The sequence below is a fragment of the Desmonostoc vinosum genome (assembly GCF_059505385.1).
On record NZ_JCACKM010000032.1, the window covers coordinates 36,397 to 54,284 of the forward strand.

At 40.9% G+C, this 17,888-nt stretch carries 7 protein-coding genes; 3 read left to right on the forward strand and 4 right to left on the reverse strand.

Annotation, left to right across the window (positions count from 1 at the left end):
- Positions 1 to 74: 74 nt before the first annotated feature.
- The 3 genes from AC5JMF_RS04850 to AC5JMF_RS04860 all read left to right on the forward strand — a co-directional run bounded on the left by AC5JMF_RS04850 (position 75) and on the right by AC5JMF_RS04860 (position 13,227).
- A complete protein-coding gene (locus AC5JMF_RS04850) occupies positions 75 to 9,596 on the forward strand; it encodes a DUF4347 domain-containing protein (RefSeq protein WP_495794592.1) in 9,522 nt (3,173 codons plus the stop codon).
- Between the two features lie 154 nt (positions 9,597 to 9,750).
- Positions 9,751 to 11,070 carry an HlyD family secretion protein gene (locus tag AC5JMF_RS04855; protein WP_495794593.1) on the forward strand — a complete coding sequence of 440 codons (1,320 nt, stop codon included), beginning with the start codon at positions 9,751 to 9,753 and terminating at the stop codon, positions 11,068 to 11,070.
- Positions 11,071 to 13,227 carry a glycosyltransferase family 2 protein gene (locus AC5JMF_RS04860; RefSeq protein ID WP_495794594.1) on the forward strand — a complete coding sequence of 719 codons (2,157 nt, stop codon included), beginning with the start codon at positions 11,071 to 11,073 and terminating at the stop codon, positions 13,225 to 13,227. It begins immediately after the preceding gene.
- A gap of 28 nt (positions 13,228 to 13,255) precedes the next feature.
- Here AC5JMF_RS04860 and AC5JMF_RS04865 read toward each other — a convergent pair whose 3' ends face one another.
- The 4 genes from AC5JMF_RS04865 to AC5JMF_RS04880 form a co-directional block, all read right to left on the reverse strand.
- Positions 13,256 to 13,873, reverse strand: a complete 618-nt coding sequence (locus AC5JMF_RS04865; protein WP_495794595.1) for a DNA-3-methyladenine glycosylase family protein — start codon at positions 13,871 to 13,873, stop codon at positions 13,256 to 13,258.
- A 178-nt stretch (positions 13,874 to 14,051) separates the two neighbouring features.
- Complete coding sequence (locus AC5JMF_RS04870) at positions 14,052 to 15,680, reverse strand: protein kinase domain-containing protein (RefSeq protein WP_495794596.1); 1,629 nt, start codon at positions 15,678 to 15,680, stop codon at positions 14,052 to 14,054.
- A 158-nt stretch (positions 15,681 to 15,838) separates the two neighbouring features.
- Entirely contained in the window at positions 15,839 to 16,012 is a 174-nt protein-coding gene (locus AC5JMF_RS04875) for a hypothetical protein (RefSeq protein ID WP_495794597.1), read from the reverse strand.
- Positions 16,013 to 16,228: 216 nt separating this feature from the next.
- Complete coding sequence (locus AC5JMF_RS04880; RefSeq protein ID WP_495794598.1) at positions 16,229 to 17,737, reverse strand: protein kinase domain-containing protein; 1,509 nt, start codon at positions 17,735 to 17,737, stop codon at positions 16,229 to 16,231.
- Positions 17,738 to 17,888: the final 151 nt, after the last annotated feature.

A 17,888-nucleotide genomic window follows, 5' to 3' on the forward strand; every position in this document is an offset into this window, starting at 1 on the left:
TGACAAGTATGCAAACGCCAAGTTACTTTAAAGACAAATTTTTGTTTGCACGTCTATAATTCCCACAAATACTTATGTCTTACTGTGCTGTTAATCTAGCTATTGTTACGGAAAAATTAAGTGTATCTATAAGTACTAATTCTTCAATACTTTTAATAGTAGATTCTCAAGTACAAGATTACTTATATTTATTATCCGGTGTGCAATCGGGCGTACAGATAGCAGTCGTAGATGCTCACCAAGATGGTGTCAAACAAATTACTGAAATTCTGCAACAAGGTTATGGTTGGCGACAAGTTCATCTGATTAGTCATGGTTCTCCAGGATGCTTGCACCTCGGTAATACAGAGTTAAGTTTGGCAACGATTGCTGAGTATAAATTTGCGCTACATAAATGGTCAAAGTGCTTTCAGCCTGGAGGTGAGTTATTCATCTATGGTTGTCAAGTAGCAGCTGGCAATGCTGGAGAGGAGTTTTTATCTCAACTGCATCACATATTAAAGGTAGAAATTGCTGCTTCTCGGACTTTAACGGGGAATTCTGCTTTGGGGGGTAATTGGCATCTAGAAGCTAGTACTTCACCAAACCAGAGTTACTGGATTGAGGTTGACGCAAGAACGCGGGGAGATGGGGATGCGGAAAATTTAAACCTTGCAAAGTTGCCTTGTCACAGTGTTAGAACAGGTGCAGTCAATCCTATAGCTATATTTCAACCTCACGTATTAGCAAACTATCAAGGTATTCTCGGCACTTTTGTAGTTAATAGCATTGCTGATACTGATGATGGCGACTTGGGTAATGGTATTACTACTCTGCGAGAAGCTGTCAATGCTGCTAATAGTGATAAAAATACTGCTCACCTAATTACGTTTGATTTTGAGACATATCCACAAACTATCTTCCTCAACAGTAGTTTGGGTGTTTTTGGGAATATCACTATCGATGGCGGGGATGCGGCAGATATCACTCTCGATGGTGGTAACAATAACCGTCATTTTTATGTCAGTCAATTGCAGGAATTGTCCCTGCAAAATCTCACTCTGATTAATGGTAAGGATCAGGCGGGGGGGAGTATTTTCACTGATGAAAATGCACGTCTGAATATTAGTCGGGTGACTTTCCAAAACAACGAAGCTGTCATAGATGGTAGTGGCGGCAGTGGTGTGGGGGGAGCTATTTTCAGTCAGGGAATTTTACGCCTCACGGATACTACCTTCCAAACGAATAAAGCAGCGGCGTTGGGAGGGGCTATTTATAATGCTGGTAAACCTCTCACTGCTACTCGGACTTTGTTTGCTGATAACCAAGCTGGTGGGGCTGTTAACTCGCCGAGTTTTGTGGCTGGGGGGGCGATTTTTGACGATCGCGGTAATATTGAACTGATCCAAAGTACCTTTAGCGGTAATCGTTCTACTGGGGATGGAGGAGCAGTTTTCAATAAGGGTAAACTCAGCGTTTATAGTAGCACTTTAACTCTCAACGTGGCGGATAGCGATAATAGCGGTTCCGGTCGGGGGGGCGGATTTTTTAACGATGGTGGGACGATTAGAGTTAGCAATAGTATTATCGCAGGCAATGAAGCAGCTGAAAATGCAGATGTCGCAAGAGCGAGTAGTTATTCAGGGCTTTATATCAGCTTAGGCGGTAATTTAATTGGTGAAGATACAGTCAAACAGTTCAAAGAGTACACTGATATCACTTTTATCGGTGCTGGTATTAGTGATATTAGTCAAGTTTTAGATACTACCTTGGCGTTAAATGGTGCGCCTTTAGGTTCACCATTGAGTCATGGGTTAGTCGCTAATAGTTTAGCAATTGATGGGGGGCTACCATCTTGGGTAAATTTGCCAACCGATGCGACTGGGCAACCACGAGTTCAGAATCTCAGTATTGATATTGGGGCAGTTGAGTTTACAGACACAAGCGGCACTCCCATAGCTGCTGTCAATGATGATGCATCTATAATCATCGATACAGGCTCTAGTTTTTTGACGGCGCTTAATTCCGAAAGTCAATTAGGTGCTGATGTCGCCTATCAAGGTAATGGCCAGATTGTTTATACTCTTGATCCAGATTTCCAGACTTTGGCTGTAGGAGAAACAGCGATTGATACTATCACTTATGCTGATATTGAGGGAGTTAAAACTTTAAAGGTACAGGTGACAGGTGTTAATCAAGCACCAGTAGGAGTAAATGATGTCATCAGTACGGTACTTACTTTTAATCCTTTGGTAAATGACACTGATATAGATAGTAGCGATCGCCTACGCATTACTAGTATTACTAGTCCAGCTACCAATGGGCAAGTAATTATCAATAATCCTGATACGCCCGATAGCACTATTACTTATACACCCGACGCAGGGTTTACGGGTAGCGATACTTTTACCTATGCTCTGAGTGATGGTAATGGTGGTACTAGCACAGCTCAAGTCACAGTTAATGTTGGGACTTCTAATTTAGTAATTGTCACCACCAATCAAGATATTGTAGATGCCGGGGATGGGGTGACATCTTTACGAGAAGCGATCGCCACCTTAAATGGTTTGGGAAGTGGCACAATCGGCTTTGACTTACCTGGAGAACAAACCATTGCCCTAACCCAAGGACAGTTAGACATTCTCCCTAGTAGCAATATTACGATCCAAGGCACAGGTGCAGATGCTTTAACAATTAGTGGTAATCAACAATCTCGGTTGTTTTTTGTTGATGTTGACGCCCAACTCACACTCAATGGTTTAACTTTAGCCGATGGTATAGACCGTGCCAATAATTCTACCTTTCCTGGCGTTTCTCAAGGTGGAGCAATTCGCAACCATGGCACGTTGATTATTAATGATAGTGTATTGCGAGATAATCGCTCGGAAACAATAGGGGGAGCGATCGTTAATGGTAGCAGTGCTGGAGATATGGGTGAACTGCCCGTATACAATGCTAGTCTTACTATTAATAACACCCGCTTCATTAATAACACTACCAAAGACCAAGGTGGGGCAATTTATAACGGCTTTACTGGTAATGGTGGCACTGTCAGTATTAACAATAGTAGCTTTGAGCAAAACCGCGCTCAAGCGATCGCTGGGGCAGTCTTTAACAATAATGGTGGTTTAACCATTAGTAACACCAACTTCGGTTACAACTTTGGTGGCGATCAAGCCGGGGCTATCTATAACAATGGTGGGACGAATCCCAGCGCCATTTTGACAGTTACAGACGGTACTTTTGTTCAGAACCTAGCTGACAGAGAAGGTGGGGCAATCTTCAATACCGGAACTGCTAGCTTGACAAGGAACAAGTTTCTGTATAACCGGGCTGATAATGCAGGTGGTGCAGTTTTCAATGCTAATAGTACAGCCAATCTCACCGTTACTGATAGTCAGTTTAGCTATAACCTGGCTGTAGCAGACCGTCTAGCTATTGCTGGTGTTGGTGGGGCGATCGCTAACTCCGATGGTTCGTTAACGCTAACTCGTAGCATTCTCGACCACAACTATTCTCAAAAAGAAGGCGGTGGGCTATTTACCACCGGCACTGCGGCTATCAATGTTAGCCAAAGTAGTATTCATGACAATATTGCTTATGAACAAGGCGGCGGGATTGCGAGCAATGGTAGCAGTGATAGCGTTGTTAACATTGCTAACAGTACAATTAGCCGGAACCAAGCAGCAAATAATGGTGGTGGTATTGTCCTCAATTCCGGCAAACTGAATTTAGATAGTGTGACAGTTGCCTTGAATGTGGGGAATGGTGATGGCGACTTCCGGGGCTTTGGTGGGGGAATATACACCAATTCATCCTATGACAGTACACCTAAAGTTACAGTCCGCAACAGTATTATTGCAGGTAATATTGATTACAGTGGTATTGCTCCTGATATCGGGCAATCAAATTTCACCAGCACCACCTCTAGTTTTAAGAGTCTGGGCAACAATTTAATTGGTACTGATCGCCGTGCCACTACCAATGGCTTTTTCTTAGATGCTAGCGATCGCACTTTTGCCAGTGCTAGCATTACAGATATTACTCAAGTACTTAATCCTAACCTATCTGGTGACGACATCCCGACTCATCAACTGGTTAATGGTAGTATAGCCCTCGACAATGGTAATACGACCCTAACTACAGATCAAAGGGGTAAAAATCGCACAGGCACAGCAGATATTGGTGCTTATGAAGTCCAGCCAGATGATACTATACCGCTAGCTGGAACACAACTCAATAGTTATTTTTTACCGCCAGTTTCTACATCAGACACAATTATTACTAAACTGACGGTAAACAGTACTGCCGATACGGATGACAATAACATTAATAATGGTGTCACAACTCTGCGGGAAGCAATTAATTATGCTAACCGCACCGTAGGCGATGTAGAAATTAATTTCGATTTAGATTCTGGTTCTCATACCATCACGTTGGGTAGTGAGCTTGTCATCAGTAGCAATATTCAGATATTGGGGTCGCCATTAGACGACATCACAATTGATGGGAATGGCACTACTCGTTTATTGAGAATTGATAGCAACTTTAATGAACCGGAAGTTGCCGCTGTTCCCAATCGTCCCTTACCAAGTGTCATCTTGCAAAATTTAACCCTGGCTAATGGGTTAGCCGATCAAGGTGGTGCAATCAATAATGCTGGCAACCTGTTTATTAATGGTGTCAAATTCCGCAATAATCAAGCTACTAGCGGTGGTGGGGCGATTTATCATCGCAGAAATGATGGTAATCCGCTTTTAGGTGTTATTAACAGCGAGTTTAGTAACAATACAGCGGCAGATCAAGGTGGGGCAATTCTGCTAGAAGCGATCGCATCTATTCAAACTAGCACCTTTACAAAGAATACCGCTAATCAAAAAGGTGGTGCGATCGCCGTCACCGATGGACAACGCTATGATGCTTATCCCTACTCTCTAGAGCTTGCCGATAATTACTTCTCTGAAAATACAGGGATTAATGGTGGTGGTGCTTTATATGTTACTAACAATGCACGTGTCAATGCTCTCAATAGTAACTTTGAAAAGAATGCTTCTACTGCGGGAGACGGCGGTGCTGTTCTTTTAGATGGCTACAACACAACCTTAATTACAAAAGATAGTCGGTTTGCCGAAAATACTGCCAAAGGGACAGGGGGTGGCATTGCTAGTCAGTCGGGTGTTTTGTCCCTCGCCAATACTACGGTTGATAGTAATACAGCTGATGGTTCTGGCGGTGGTATCCATCAACAAGGTTCTGGTAGCTTAACTCTCACCAGTACCACTATTAGCAAGAATAATTCTGGTGATCAAGGAGGTGGTGTTTACACTGACAATATCCTATCCCGTGTTGTCAATACAACCTTTAGTGCTAACCAAGCCAAAAATTCCGGTGGGGGTATTTTCCAAAAGAGTACTAAACTCACCCTGACTAACAGCACTTTAGTTTTGAACGTTGCCGACTCTGACGCCGATGGTACGGGAGTTGGAGGCGGCATATTTAATGATTATTCCACCGCAAAAATAGCTAATACAATCATTGCTGGGAATCAAGGCAACTCTGCACCTGATGTAGGCGAAACTTTGTTAGATGGGGGTTATGGCGCTAGCATTTACATTAGTCGAGGCAATAATTTCGTTGGTGTGGATAGTGTCGGAGAGTTTAAAGAAGCCACAGATCAAACCTTCGATAGTACGGGACTCACCAATATTAATCAGCTGCTCGATCCTACCTTAGCTGAGAATGGAGTAGCAGGTGGTTCTCGACTTACCCATGCACTATTAGCGAATAGCCCTTTAGTTGATGCTGGCAATAATGCCTTTGCACCCATGGTGGCTAAGGATGAAGGTGGTATAGATGCCACAGGACAACCCCGGATTATTAATTCTGTAGTTGATATTGGTGCAACAGAATTTCAGGGTAGCGTTGGTGTTTTTCTAGCCACAACTACAACAGACGAAGCTGTCACCTTCAATTCTGGTTCTACTACGGTAGAGGCATCATCTCCCATCACTACCAAACTTGGTGGTACAGTCATCAATCATGGTACAGGCTTCTTCACCTACAAACCGGCAGAGAACTTAAGCGATTTAGCCAGCAATCAGAATGCCTTAGATAGCTTTACCTACAACGATGCAGATGGACTCCAGACGGCAAACATCTTAGTCAATGGCATTGTGGACACATCCACAGGGTTTACAGTTCCTGATTTGGTAGGCAGTAATGTCTTATTAGTCACAACTACAGAAGACGGTATAGATTTTACCGATGGTCAACTATCCTTGCGGGAAGCTGTGCAGATAGCTACCTCTGAGGCTGGGGATTGGGTTATCGGTTTTAATTTAGACATAACCAGTTCCCAAACAATTACTCTCACCGAAGGTCAACTGTTAGTCGGTCATAAGTTGCCCAATAACATCAAGATTGTAGGGACAGGAGCAAAAAATCTCACTATTAGTGGGAATAATGCCTCGCGTATCTTCTATGTTGAACGCGGTTCGACTCTCGAACTGAGTGGGTTAACCATTGCAGATGGTATGGATGGGATTGAGCAAAGTATTTCTGGCTCGATTAGTGTAGATCAAGGTGCAGCCATTCGCAACCAAGGCAATCTGATTATCAATGATGCTGTATTCCGCGATAACTACAGCAAAACTATCGGTGGGGCGATTCTGAATGCGGCTAATCCTGGTTCTAGTTTGGCTAATCCTGGTGCTAGTAGTAACTATCAAGCAACTCTGACGGTTAACAATACGACGTTTATCAACAACTTCGCTAAAGACCAAGGTGGGGCTATTTATAACGGTTTCTCCAACGGTCAAGAGGGGTTAGTAACAATTACCAATAGTCGCTTTATCCGTAACGTCGCAGGGGCAATTGGAGGCGCGATTTTTAATAACGCTGGGGCGTTAACTGTCAGCGATAGCACCTTTACAGAGAATGATGGTGGTGGACAGGCGGGGGCTATTTATAACAATGGCAATAGCAATTCTTCAGCAACTGCAACGATTACTGATACTGAGTTTATTCGTAACTTAGCGGAACGAGAAGGTGGAGCATTATTTATTACAGGAAATACCACAATCACGAACGGCACTTTCACAAGCAACCGGGCTGATACTGCTGGGGGGGCTATCTATGCAGCTAGCAACGCTAATTTAACCATAACTGATAGTAAACTGACGAAGAATATAGCTCTAGCCGATCGCAGTGATAAGAGTGCAGGGATTGGTGGGGCGATCGCCCTTGCCCAAGCAACCCTGAATATGCAAGGAACAACGCTCAGTGATAATACGGCTCAAGACGAAGGTGGCGGTATTTTTAGTACTGATAGCACCTTGAATATTACTGGTAGCACTATTAGCACCAACACCGCTGGCGATGACGGAGGCGGACTCTCGAACAATTATGGGACTGTCAATCTCACTAATAGTACAATCAGTGGCAACATTGCCAATGATAATGGGGGCGGTATTTTCCAAAGTTCAGGCTTAACGCAGCTGTTAAATACCACTGTGACACTGAATATGGCGAATGTTGACGGTGAACCCGATGGCATGGGTGGCGGTATTTATAATAAGCCAAGTGCATCATCTGAAGTTCGCCTGCAAAATAGCATCGTCGCTGGCAATTACGATTTTAGTGGACTAGCACCAGATATCAATCCTGGTATTGATGGGGTAGCGGTTGTTTACACCAGTCAAGGTCATAATTTCATCGGTGTTGATTCTCCAGGCGCATTCACTGCTACAGGCGATCAAACTTTTACTAGTGCTGGCATCAGTGAAATTGAGCAAGTTTTGAACCCAGTTTTGGAAAATAATGGTGGTCAAACCCTCACCCATGCCTTAGTTAAGGATAGTCCGGCTTTGAATACGGGTGCAAATCCGCCGGTCGCTGGCATCACAACAGACCAACGCCTTGCACTCCGCATCGCTGGCGAAACGGTGGATATTGGTAGTTATGAAGCTTTGGTTTTAGATGCGATTAACGACAAAGCCAGTACGCAGGAAAATACACCTGTAGTGATTGATGTTTTAAGTAATGACATCAGCATCAACGGTATCCCCACTATTGATAGTTTCCAAGCTAGTTCTGCCTTGGGGGGAATGGTCACTCAAAATGACGATAATTCTTTCACTTATACAGCTCCTCAATCGATTATTCCCAATGATGTAGTCAAGGATACCTTTACTTACACTTTGAGTGATGGTACTAATACTGATGAGGCAACTGTAACTGTAGAAGTCACGGGTGAGTCTAACCCACCAGCGCCTGTAGCTGATGAGGTAACTGTAGCTGCAAATCAATCGACACAAATTCAAGTCAAGGAGTTATTAAAAAATGACCAAGATTTGGATTTATCTGGCTTATCCTTAACTCTAGAAGATTTGCCTACTTATGGTTCAGTAATCCTGAATGATAATGACACGCTTGATGATTTGGAAGATGATTTCATTACTTACAATCCCAATCAAAACTTTGAGGGTGATGATGTATTTTCTTACAAATTAGTTGATAAGTTTGGTTTTAAAAGTGCAAAAGCTAATGTTAACTTGCGGATAGTCGCGTCAAAAATTGTACACGAAGACAACAATTTGTTTTCTGTGATTGGGGTTGATAAGGTGAAGGTGAAATTCACTGTCAGCCAAATCAAGACTAATCAAGTTAATGAAATTGGTGTGTTTGTGGTTGATGATGCAGAAGGTCGAGTTAATGGGTTACTTCCTGGTTCTCCGGGATATTTGCAAGCTGCATTAAATCCTAACCGTCCTCAGCCTGCCAGAGTGATTTTCTCAACATTGAGTCACAACCTATTTCCTCAATTTAACTCCGAACAATTATTGAGTTTTAATGCAGGCGATCGCTTACAATTCTACCTGGTACAAGATAGTACGACAGATTTGGTGATTGCTGGTAAAAGTGATCGCGTTTTGTTGGGAAGTGCGGTTAATGCTAATGGGGAGTTTACTACTCTCACGACTGAAGAATTCAACGATGGGAATTTAACAATCCGTTGGCAAGACCAATTTAATAATTCTCTCAGCTTTGATAGCCTAGAAATTAATTTGCAAGTTACTAATGAAGATGCCCCTATAGGTACTAATCTTCAAGGATTATTTCAAAGTGAAGTTATTGATTTACGAGAATTTGATGGGCAAGTTTTAACTGCTCAATTTACAGTTTGGCGGGAAGCAAGTTTGAATAATGTCGCTGGACTTTACGTGGTAGAAAATGCTCAAGGATCTGTCCGCGATGAATTTGGTGTGTTAGTCAATCCTGGGGATGCTCGTTATATAGAAGTGGCAATGCAAAGACGAGTAACTGATTTGGAGTTAAAAGTTAATAATCAGTCACACACAGTTACTAATGTTCAAATAGAAGGAGGAGATATTTTAGCGCCTTTCTTGATTATTGATGGCACGATTAATCAACTTATTGATGATAATGCTAGTAATAATCCTAGTATTTATTTCCCTTATTTAGGAGCTAATACTGATGGATTTGATCATCTGCGGTTGTTGGGCAGTAACCATTTTGGTTTTGAAGATTTACCGGGGGGTGGAGATGGAGATTACAACGATATTGTTTTTAAGGTAGATTTATCACCTGTTGTTTAATGGGAAGTATCTCACGTAGTAACGCACTGCTATAGATTAATATCTTTTTGTCTTACGCAAAGACGCAAAGACGCAAAAAGGTAAAAAATATATTTCTCCTCCACTCCCTACTCCCCACTCCCCACTCCCCACTCCCTATTTCTATGGAGGTTTAGTGTTTATTAAGGTTATATTTCTTAAGTTACCAGTTCCAAAACGTACAAGTGTTTTTAAATCAACTCGGTTGGTGTTGGCCCTTGGTGTGATGGGGGTTGGTTTGACTTTTTTTGTGCAGCATCTTTTGAGTATTCGTAGCAGTCGAGCTTATATCAATAGTGATATTGTGTATATTCGTACACCGATTGAGGGAAATTTACAATTAAATAATCACTATGTTCCTGGTGAATGGGTGGAACCTAATAGGGTTTTGGGTCATGTGAAAAACCCCAGAGCTAATACTTTAATTTTACGTAGAGAAGAATTAAAAACTCAATTAAGTGTTGCTCAAAAATCATTGCTAAGTCTTCGTGAGCAAGCTAGTACTTATGAACGAATTTTAGGGCAACTTGATCATAAAATTAAGCTATATGAGCAGCAAATATTACAACAAAAACAGTTACAAAATCAACAAAAAAAATTAGAATTATCACAAACTGAAAGGTATATTAATCAATCTCATGCTGAGCTAGAAAGGCAAAAAGAAGAAGCTGCGATCGCCCAAAAGGAAGCACAACGTTATCAACAATTAGCTCAAGAAAAGGTAGTTTCGGTAAGTCAGGCTGAAAAACTGCAATCTCTTGCTAAACAATCACAAGAAAATGTGAAAAAGGCTTTTGAGTCTTATCAGCAATCTTTAAGTCAGTTACAAGTTAATGAGGCTAATTTGTCATCTGTACAAATTAACTTTATGTTGAGAATTGGTGATACAGAAAATCGTCAACAGCAATTATTGATTCATCAACAAGATTTAGCTAAGGAACTGATAGCAATTCAGCAAAAAAAATTAAGTACTAATGGGGAAATTCAAGCGATTAATAATGAGTTAAGTAAGATTGAGAAGCAATTAAAAATAGATTCGGTGACAGCGATTAAGGCTTCTATTGCTGGGCCCATTTGGTCAATTAAATCTCGGAGTAATGAATATCTAGAACCAAATGAGGAAATTTTAACAATGGTTAATTGTCAAAACCGTTGGGTTGAGGCTTTGGTACCAGAACAAAGTGCGGCACAACTATCATCGGGAATGGCTGTACAAATTAAGTTGTTGGGGGAAACTCAGCGGCGATGGCAAGGCAAGATTTTGGCTATTCGTGCCGGTGTCGGACGCATGAATGCGGGGGAAGATGTGGTTGGTTTACTCAAGGATTTACCTAAGCGTCAAGTAGCTTTACGCATCGGGGTGGAGTGGTCTGAACCTGCGAATTCCCAAGAGTTTTGTTACGTGGGACGCAGTGTTGAGGTGGTTATTCCCCGCTTTGGGAGGAAAAGCAACTAGGTGGAACTTAAAGGTTTATGGTGGTTCTGTTTAACTCTGTTGCTGGTGGTTGGGTTTGGTGTCTTTGGTTTAGAGATAGACTTATCAGAATGGGAAATTGAATTAAGTGCTTGGTTGGAAGCTAGCCATAATTTTTTTGCCCCTACAGAAGTGGGATTATTGCAGATATGCTTACCTACTGGTTTTAGTGTAGTGGCGGCGATATTGCTGCAATATTTTTCTCCGCAACCGGGGTATTGGAGTCGATTGATCGCGGGGATAATTGCGATCGCTTTAGTGACACAATATATGCTGTGGCGGCTGTTGGGTACTCTGTATCTACCTAATTTTTGGATTGGTAGCTTGAGTGTGTTGTTTTTTTTAGCTGAGCTACTGAATTATATCAGTACTATCAGCTTTTATGCTCAAACTGTGTCGGTGCGCGATCGTTCTCAAGAAGCTGACTATTTATCGCAAGCAATTATTGATGGCACTTATCAACCAACTGTTGATATTTTAATTCCCACTTATAACGAATCTCTAGATATTTTGACGCGTACAGTCATCGGTTGCCAGTTAATTAATTATCCACGTAAAACAATTTACCTTTTAGATGATGGTTGCCGTCCAGAAGTGCAAAAGCTTGCTCAATATTTGGGTTGTTTTTACATTGATAGAGTTGACCGTTCTCATGCGAAAGCAGGTAATGTCAATCATGCTTTGAAACTCACATCAGGAGAATTGATTACTATCTTTGATGCTGATTTTGTACCTGCTCAAAATTTTTTAGAACGCACGGTTGGTTTTTTTCAAAATTCGCAAGTTGCGCTTGTTCAAACTCCACAAAATTTTTATAATACTTCTTCCTTTTTGTTAAATTTAAGAGTCGATCATCTGATTGGCAATGATGTCGATTTATCTTTTCAGTATATGGAAGCTGGGAGAGATGCTTTAGACTCACCTCTATGTTCTGGAACTTCGTTTATCATTCGTCGTAATCTATTAGAAGAAATTGGCGGGATTCCTACTCAAAGTATTACTGAGGATTTTTACACTTCAATGCAACTCCTCAACCAAGGCTATAAAGTTATTTATTTAAATGAGTTAATCTCTGGGGGAGCTGCACCAGAAAATATCAGTGCCTATATTAATCAAAAATTGAGATGGGCACAAGGAAATTTACAATTATTTTTCTGTCCTCAACATCCACCTTTGTTTTACTCAGGACTGACTTTCATACAGCGTCTTGTTCATTTCTGTGCGATCATTTTTTGGTGTACTGCCATCACTCGTTTATTTTATTTACTTTTACCTGCATTCTCATTAATTTTTGATATCTTTGCGATTAATCCTACTATTCCTGGAATTTTAATTTTCTTTCTTCCTTATTATATCTTTAATTTATGTATTTTTAATTGGCTCAATGGCGGTTTACGTTCAATTGTTTGGTCAGATGTATTTGATATTTTGATGTGTTTACCAGTGACTATCGCTGTATGTAAAACCTTGATTTCGCCATTTGGAGTTAGATTTAAAGTTACTCCCAAAGGTGTAGTTTTGTCAAAAATCAGTATTAATTGGCAGCTTGGTATCCCTTTAATATTAATCGCAATTTGCTATTGTATTGGCTTGTTACGCCACTTTTTAGGAATTGCAGATCCATCTGATGAAGCTGCTAGTTTAGCAATTACCTTAACTTGGAGTTTTTATAATTTAGCATTATTAAGTGTTTGTATTCAGTCAACAATTGAAGTTCCCCAAGAACGCCGATTTTTAAGATTTGAACATAAGTTGACCTGTCAATTAAAATTATTATCAGAAATACTAGAAGGTCATACTCTTGACTTATCAGAAGGAGGAGCTTTAATTCAAATTCCTAGCACAATGCCATTATCTCAATTACCAGAAACAGCTAAATTGTATATTCCGGCAATTGCAGATACAGATTTTAAAGTCAAAATTGTCAGAAAATTTAGGCATAAAGAACAAATTTATCTAGGATTAGAATTTAGTCAACTTTCACTAATGCAAACTAAAAATTTAGTTAAGTTTCTTTTCTGCCTTCCTGATAGATGGCAACCTACAAGAACCAAAGAAATAAAAGCAGCAAGAGCATTTCTACAAACAGTATTTCGATTCTATCCCCTAGCAGAAGCCAGAGGACAATTAAAGCATTAGACCTCTTGCATAAATTAATTATATAAAATTACTTACTTAAATAATAGTGCCATAATAAACGCGTTGCTACTGCTCTCCAAGGTCGCCATTGCTCCGCAATACTTTCTATTTCCTTTGGTTTAGGTCGCTTCTCTAATCCTTTAAGTTTTTGAATCGCTAACGCTAATCCTAAATCTCCCGCCGGGAAACTATCACGTCGCCGCATTGCCATCAACAAATATATATCAACAGTCCAATCTCCAATACCTTTAATTTTTTTCAAAGTAGACCTGATATCATCATCATCCATCTTGTGGAGCAGATGTAAATCAAGTTGTCCAGAAATGATAGAATCAGCTAGCGATCGCCCATAAAGAGCTTTTTGTCTACTGAATCCAATTTTTTTAATTTGTTCATCATTGAGACTGACAAACTGCTCTGGAGTAATCGGTGATATAGTTTGTTGCAACCGCTCAAAAATCGCTTTAGCTGATGCTATAGATACTTGTTGTTCTAATATGATTTGAATCAGCGTTGCAAAACCTGGTTCGCGTATCCAAAAAGGAGGAAAACTCAGAGTTTGGAGAACTACTGCTAAGTCTGAATCGCACGAAGCAATCACTTTCAAACCATGAGCAAAGCTTTCTTCTGTCAAGATTTCTGACACTATTTCATCCCCAAATTTAGCTCATTGATGGCTTGTCATCAGCACTTTAGTGCTTAGAAAACAAGGATTAAAATCCTGACCCTCCGGGTTCGTTAGTCGCTCATGGGGGAAACCCCCAAGACCGCGCTAACTCACTACGAACTTACTGACTCAGTACTCTGTACTTAGGAATGTTTATCTATTTTGTACCACTAATAACCCATCTGCTATTTTCAGCATCCCATAAAAGGGAAAAACGCACAGAACTAGTAACGACTTTCTTCGTTTTGAGTAGATATTTTAACTGAGCATTAACTGTAGCTGTTTCTGCATTTTCTTGTATCAAACTAACTTGTTCAACATCTACATTTTGTACCTGTCCTCCCCACCAGTCGATATAAGAAAGATATCCATTTGGATGCAGGCGGCGATTGCTTTGGTAGCTAGGGGCTAGCTGATTCCATGCAGTTTGATACTGACCTTGATTAATGGTTGCATAATAACTTTGTATAGCTGCTTCTGGTGATGTCCGCTCAACTTCTGGCTGTGGTGGAGAAGAAATTTGAGCAGATGGGGTAGGACTTGGGACGCTAGTATTAGTATCTGGTTGCTCAGTCGGTATATTATCTCGTGGTTCGTTATTTGTATTCGGTGGTGGGGTGTTAATATCTGGTTGCTCAGTCGGTATATTATCTCGTGGTTCGTTATTTATATTCGGTGGTAAGGTGTTAGTATCTGGCGATTCGTTGCGATTTGACGAAGATACTGATGAGTTAGTTGATTGGACAATTGGTTCAGTCGATTTGCTCAGAATCAAACCAACCACGATCGCACCACCTACTAAACCACCTACAATCAAACTACCAAGAAGGATTCCCTTGTGCCCACTGCCTTGATTCACAGTCCCAGGACTTACCGCAACTGTGTTTGGCATTGTTACCGGGGGTGCGACATTGACTGTTGGTTGAGTTTGAGCATAAGGCATTGTTGGTGGAAATGCGGCTGCCGTCCCGGAGTACAACGCTTCTAGCATTTCTCTAGCGGTGGCAAAACGTTCTCGCGGATGGTAGGCGATCGCTTGGTCTATCACTCCTGCTAAAGTAGGACTGACACTCAAAGCGTGACTACGCCAAATAATTTCTCCGCTACGTGAATCTGTCTCTAACTCTTGCGGTTGTTTGCCTGTTAGCAAATAAATCGCTGTGATGCCTAAACTATATAAATCACTCGAATAAACTGGCCTACCCGCTGCCTGTTCACTAGGCATAAATCCTGGTGTACCAATCACAATCGAACTGGTGGGATTGCCTTGGGAATTCACGACTGTTCCCATAGATTCGCGCACCGCACCAAAATCGATGAGTACTGGTTTAGCATCGCGCTGACGCAGGATAATATTATCGGGCTTAATATCGCGATGAACAATCCGCTTATTGTGTACGTTTTCTAATACTGGTAATAAATTTACTAATAATTCTTTGACAGCACTTTCGCTAAATAACCCTTGTCGGTGAACTTTTGCCGTTAAGGTATCGCCTTCAATCCACTCTTGGACTAAGTAGAATTGCCCTTCCAATTGAAAGTAAGCATACAAAGTGGGAATTTGGTCAGTAATACCGCCCAAATCCTCTAAAATTGCGGCTTCTCGTTGAAACCTTTCCTGCACCAACTGATAAATCTGGGGGTTATTATGAATCGGTCTTAGCTGTTTAATTACACAGCGACGTTTGGAGGGCATTTGAGTATCTTCCGCAAGGAAAGTTTCTCCAAAACCACCGCCGCCCAAAGTCCGAATAACTTGATAGCGATTGTTTAGCAGTGTTTGCATAAATTAACGCCACTAAATAATTACTAATTCGTAATTCGTAATTCGTAGTTACAGTTATATAGCAACTAGCTTTGTTTATGGAAACAAATAAATTTATTACTGATTTAAAGCCCCCAACTTTAACCTCAAAGTATTAATTACGAATTACGAATTATCAATTACGAATTATTCTTATGGTCTTCTTGCTCGTTTTGCTTGGGTTTTTTGCGCTGATCGAGTTGCTGATCTATGGTTTCTCTGATTTTTTGTTCAGCTGCATTCGTTGCAGAAAATCTAAAGCGATCAGCAAGGCTACTAAATATGTTGCTAAAAAATCTTTCAATTTCTTGCATGTTTTTATTTCTCCAAATTTAAAGTTTAATTTTGGACTCTACTAGTAGCTAACAGTAATATACTATACCCGTTATAGTTCCAATTATTTGTTTTCCCCAACTAAATTAAGATATCGTCGTAATTCTTAATAATTTTAGTCTGCTTTGATTTTTGAACTGACTTGTGTGGGTGGGGAGTAGGGAGTGGGGAGTGGGGAGTGGGGAGTAGGGAAGATACTATTTAAAATATCTTAAATTATATCGATTTTGGTATTTATTAATATATTCAACATTTTGCCGCTCTATTTTTGATAGTAATTTAGTGGGAAATTGCTTAGGTGAATACAAAGGACGATACCAAGATTGATTATTAAAATAAGCTTGTAAGCCCGGAGTATCAAAACGGCGACCATGACGGGCAAAAATTGAATTTCGCATAATATCTAATTCCAAACCGTCTTTACCATTTAAATCAGCATCAGTGACAAGTTTTTGAGAAAGCCATGAATAATCACCATTGGCATATGAGATAATAACCGACGGCGGAGATTGTGGAGTAATTGATGCAGGTTTGGGTGGAGATGGTGGGGTAATTCGCGGAGATTGTGGCTGAGATGGCGGAGTAATATTTACAGGTAAAGAACTTGAGTTATTTGATATTTCGGGTGTTGGCGATCGCGCAATATCAGGAGATACTAATGAAGGTGTTTGTTGTGTCTGTGACTGAATTTCTGGAGACTGTGGCTTTGTGAATACCTGAGTTGTAATTACTGCTGCACCAACTAACCCACCTGCAACTAAACCGCCGATCAAAATACTGCTACGATTATTTTTTAGAGTCCTAGATTGGGGAGTAATAGGAATAGTGGGAGGTATTGGCGTGGGTATTTGAGGTACTGGTTGTGTCGGTGGTATGGGATTTGCTGAACTTTGCAGAGCATCTAGCATCGCTCTAGCGGTAGGATAGCGATCGCGGGGATGATAAGCGATCGCTTGATCGATAATCCCCGCCATCATCGGGCTAATATGACTAGCATACTCTCGCCAGACAATCTCACCAGTCTGCGAGTCTGTTTCTAGTTGTTGTGGTTGTCTACCAGTCAGCAGATATATGACAGTCATCCCCAAACTATATAAATCACTCGAATAAACTGGTCTACCTGCTGCTTGTTCGCTGGGCATAAATCCTGGCGTACCAATTACAATCGAACTGGTAGGATTCCCTTGGGAATTCACAACCGTTCCCATAGATTCGCGCACCGCACCAAAATCGATGAGTACTGGTTTGCAATCATGGTGCCGCACAATAATATTATCTGGTTTAATATCACGATGAACGATTTGCTGAGAGTGAACATACTCCAGAGTGGGTAATAAACTTATCAATAATTCTTGGACAGCACTTTCAGTAAAAAGACCCTGTTTTTGCAGTATTGCAGTTAGAGTATCACCTTCTACCCACTCTTGAACTAAGTAAAACTGCCCAGCAGCAGAAAAATAAGCATACAAAGAAGGGATTTGAGCAGTTTTACCGCCGAGTTCTTCTAAAATTGCCGCTTCTCGTTGAAACCGTTCCTGCACGAGTTGGTAAATTTGAGGATTATTTTGAATCGGTCTTAGCTGTTTTACCACACAGCGGCGTTTTGAAGGCATATAAGTATCTTCTGCTAGAAAGGTTTCGCCAAACCCACCAGCACCTAATGTACGGATAACTTGATAGCGATCGTTCAGTAGCTGCATCGTCATAAAAATTTATTTTTTGAAAAAACACCCTCTTAAGCAATTTAAGGTTAAGAAGGATGACACGCCCTAAGTTATTAATGCGACAAATTAAGGTATTTTTCTAAGAGGCTGTTTGAAAAGTCAGGTAGTTTGTAAAAAAACTCTCTCAGTGTAA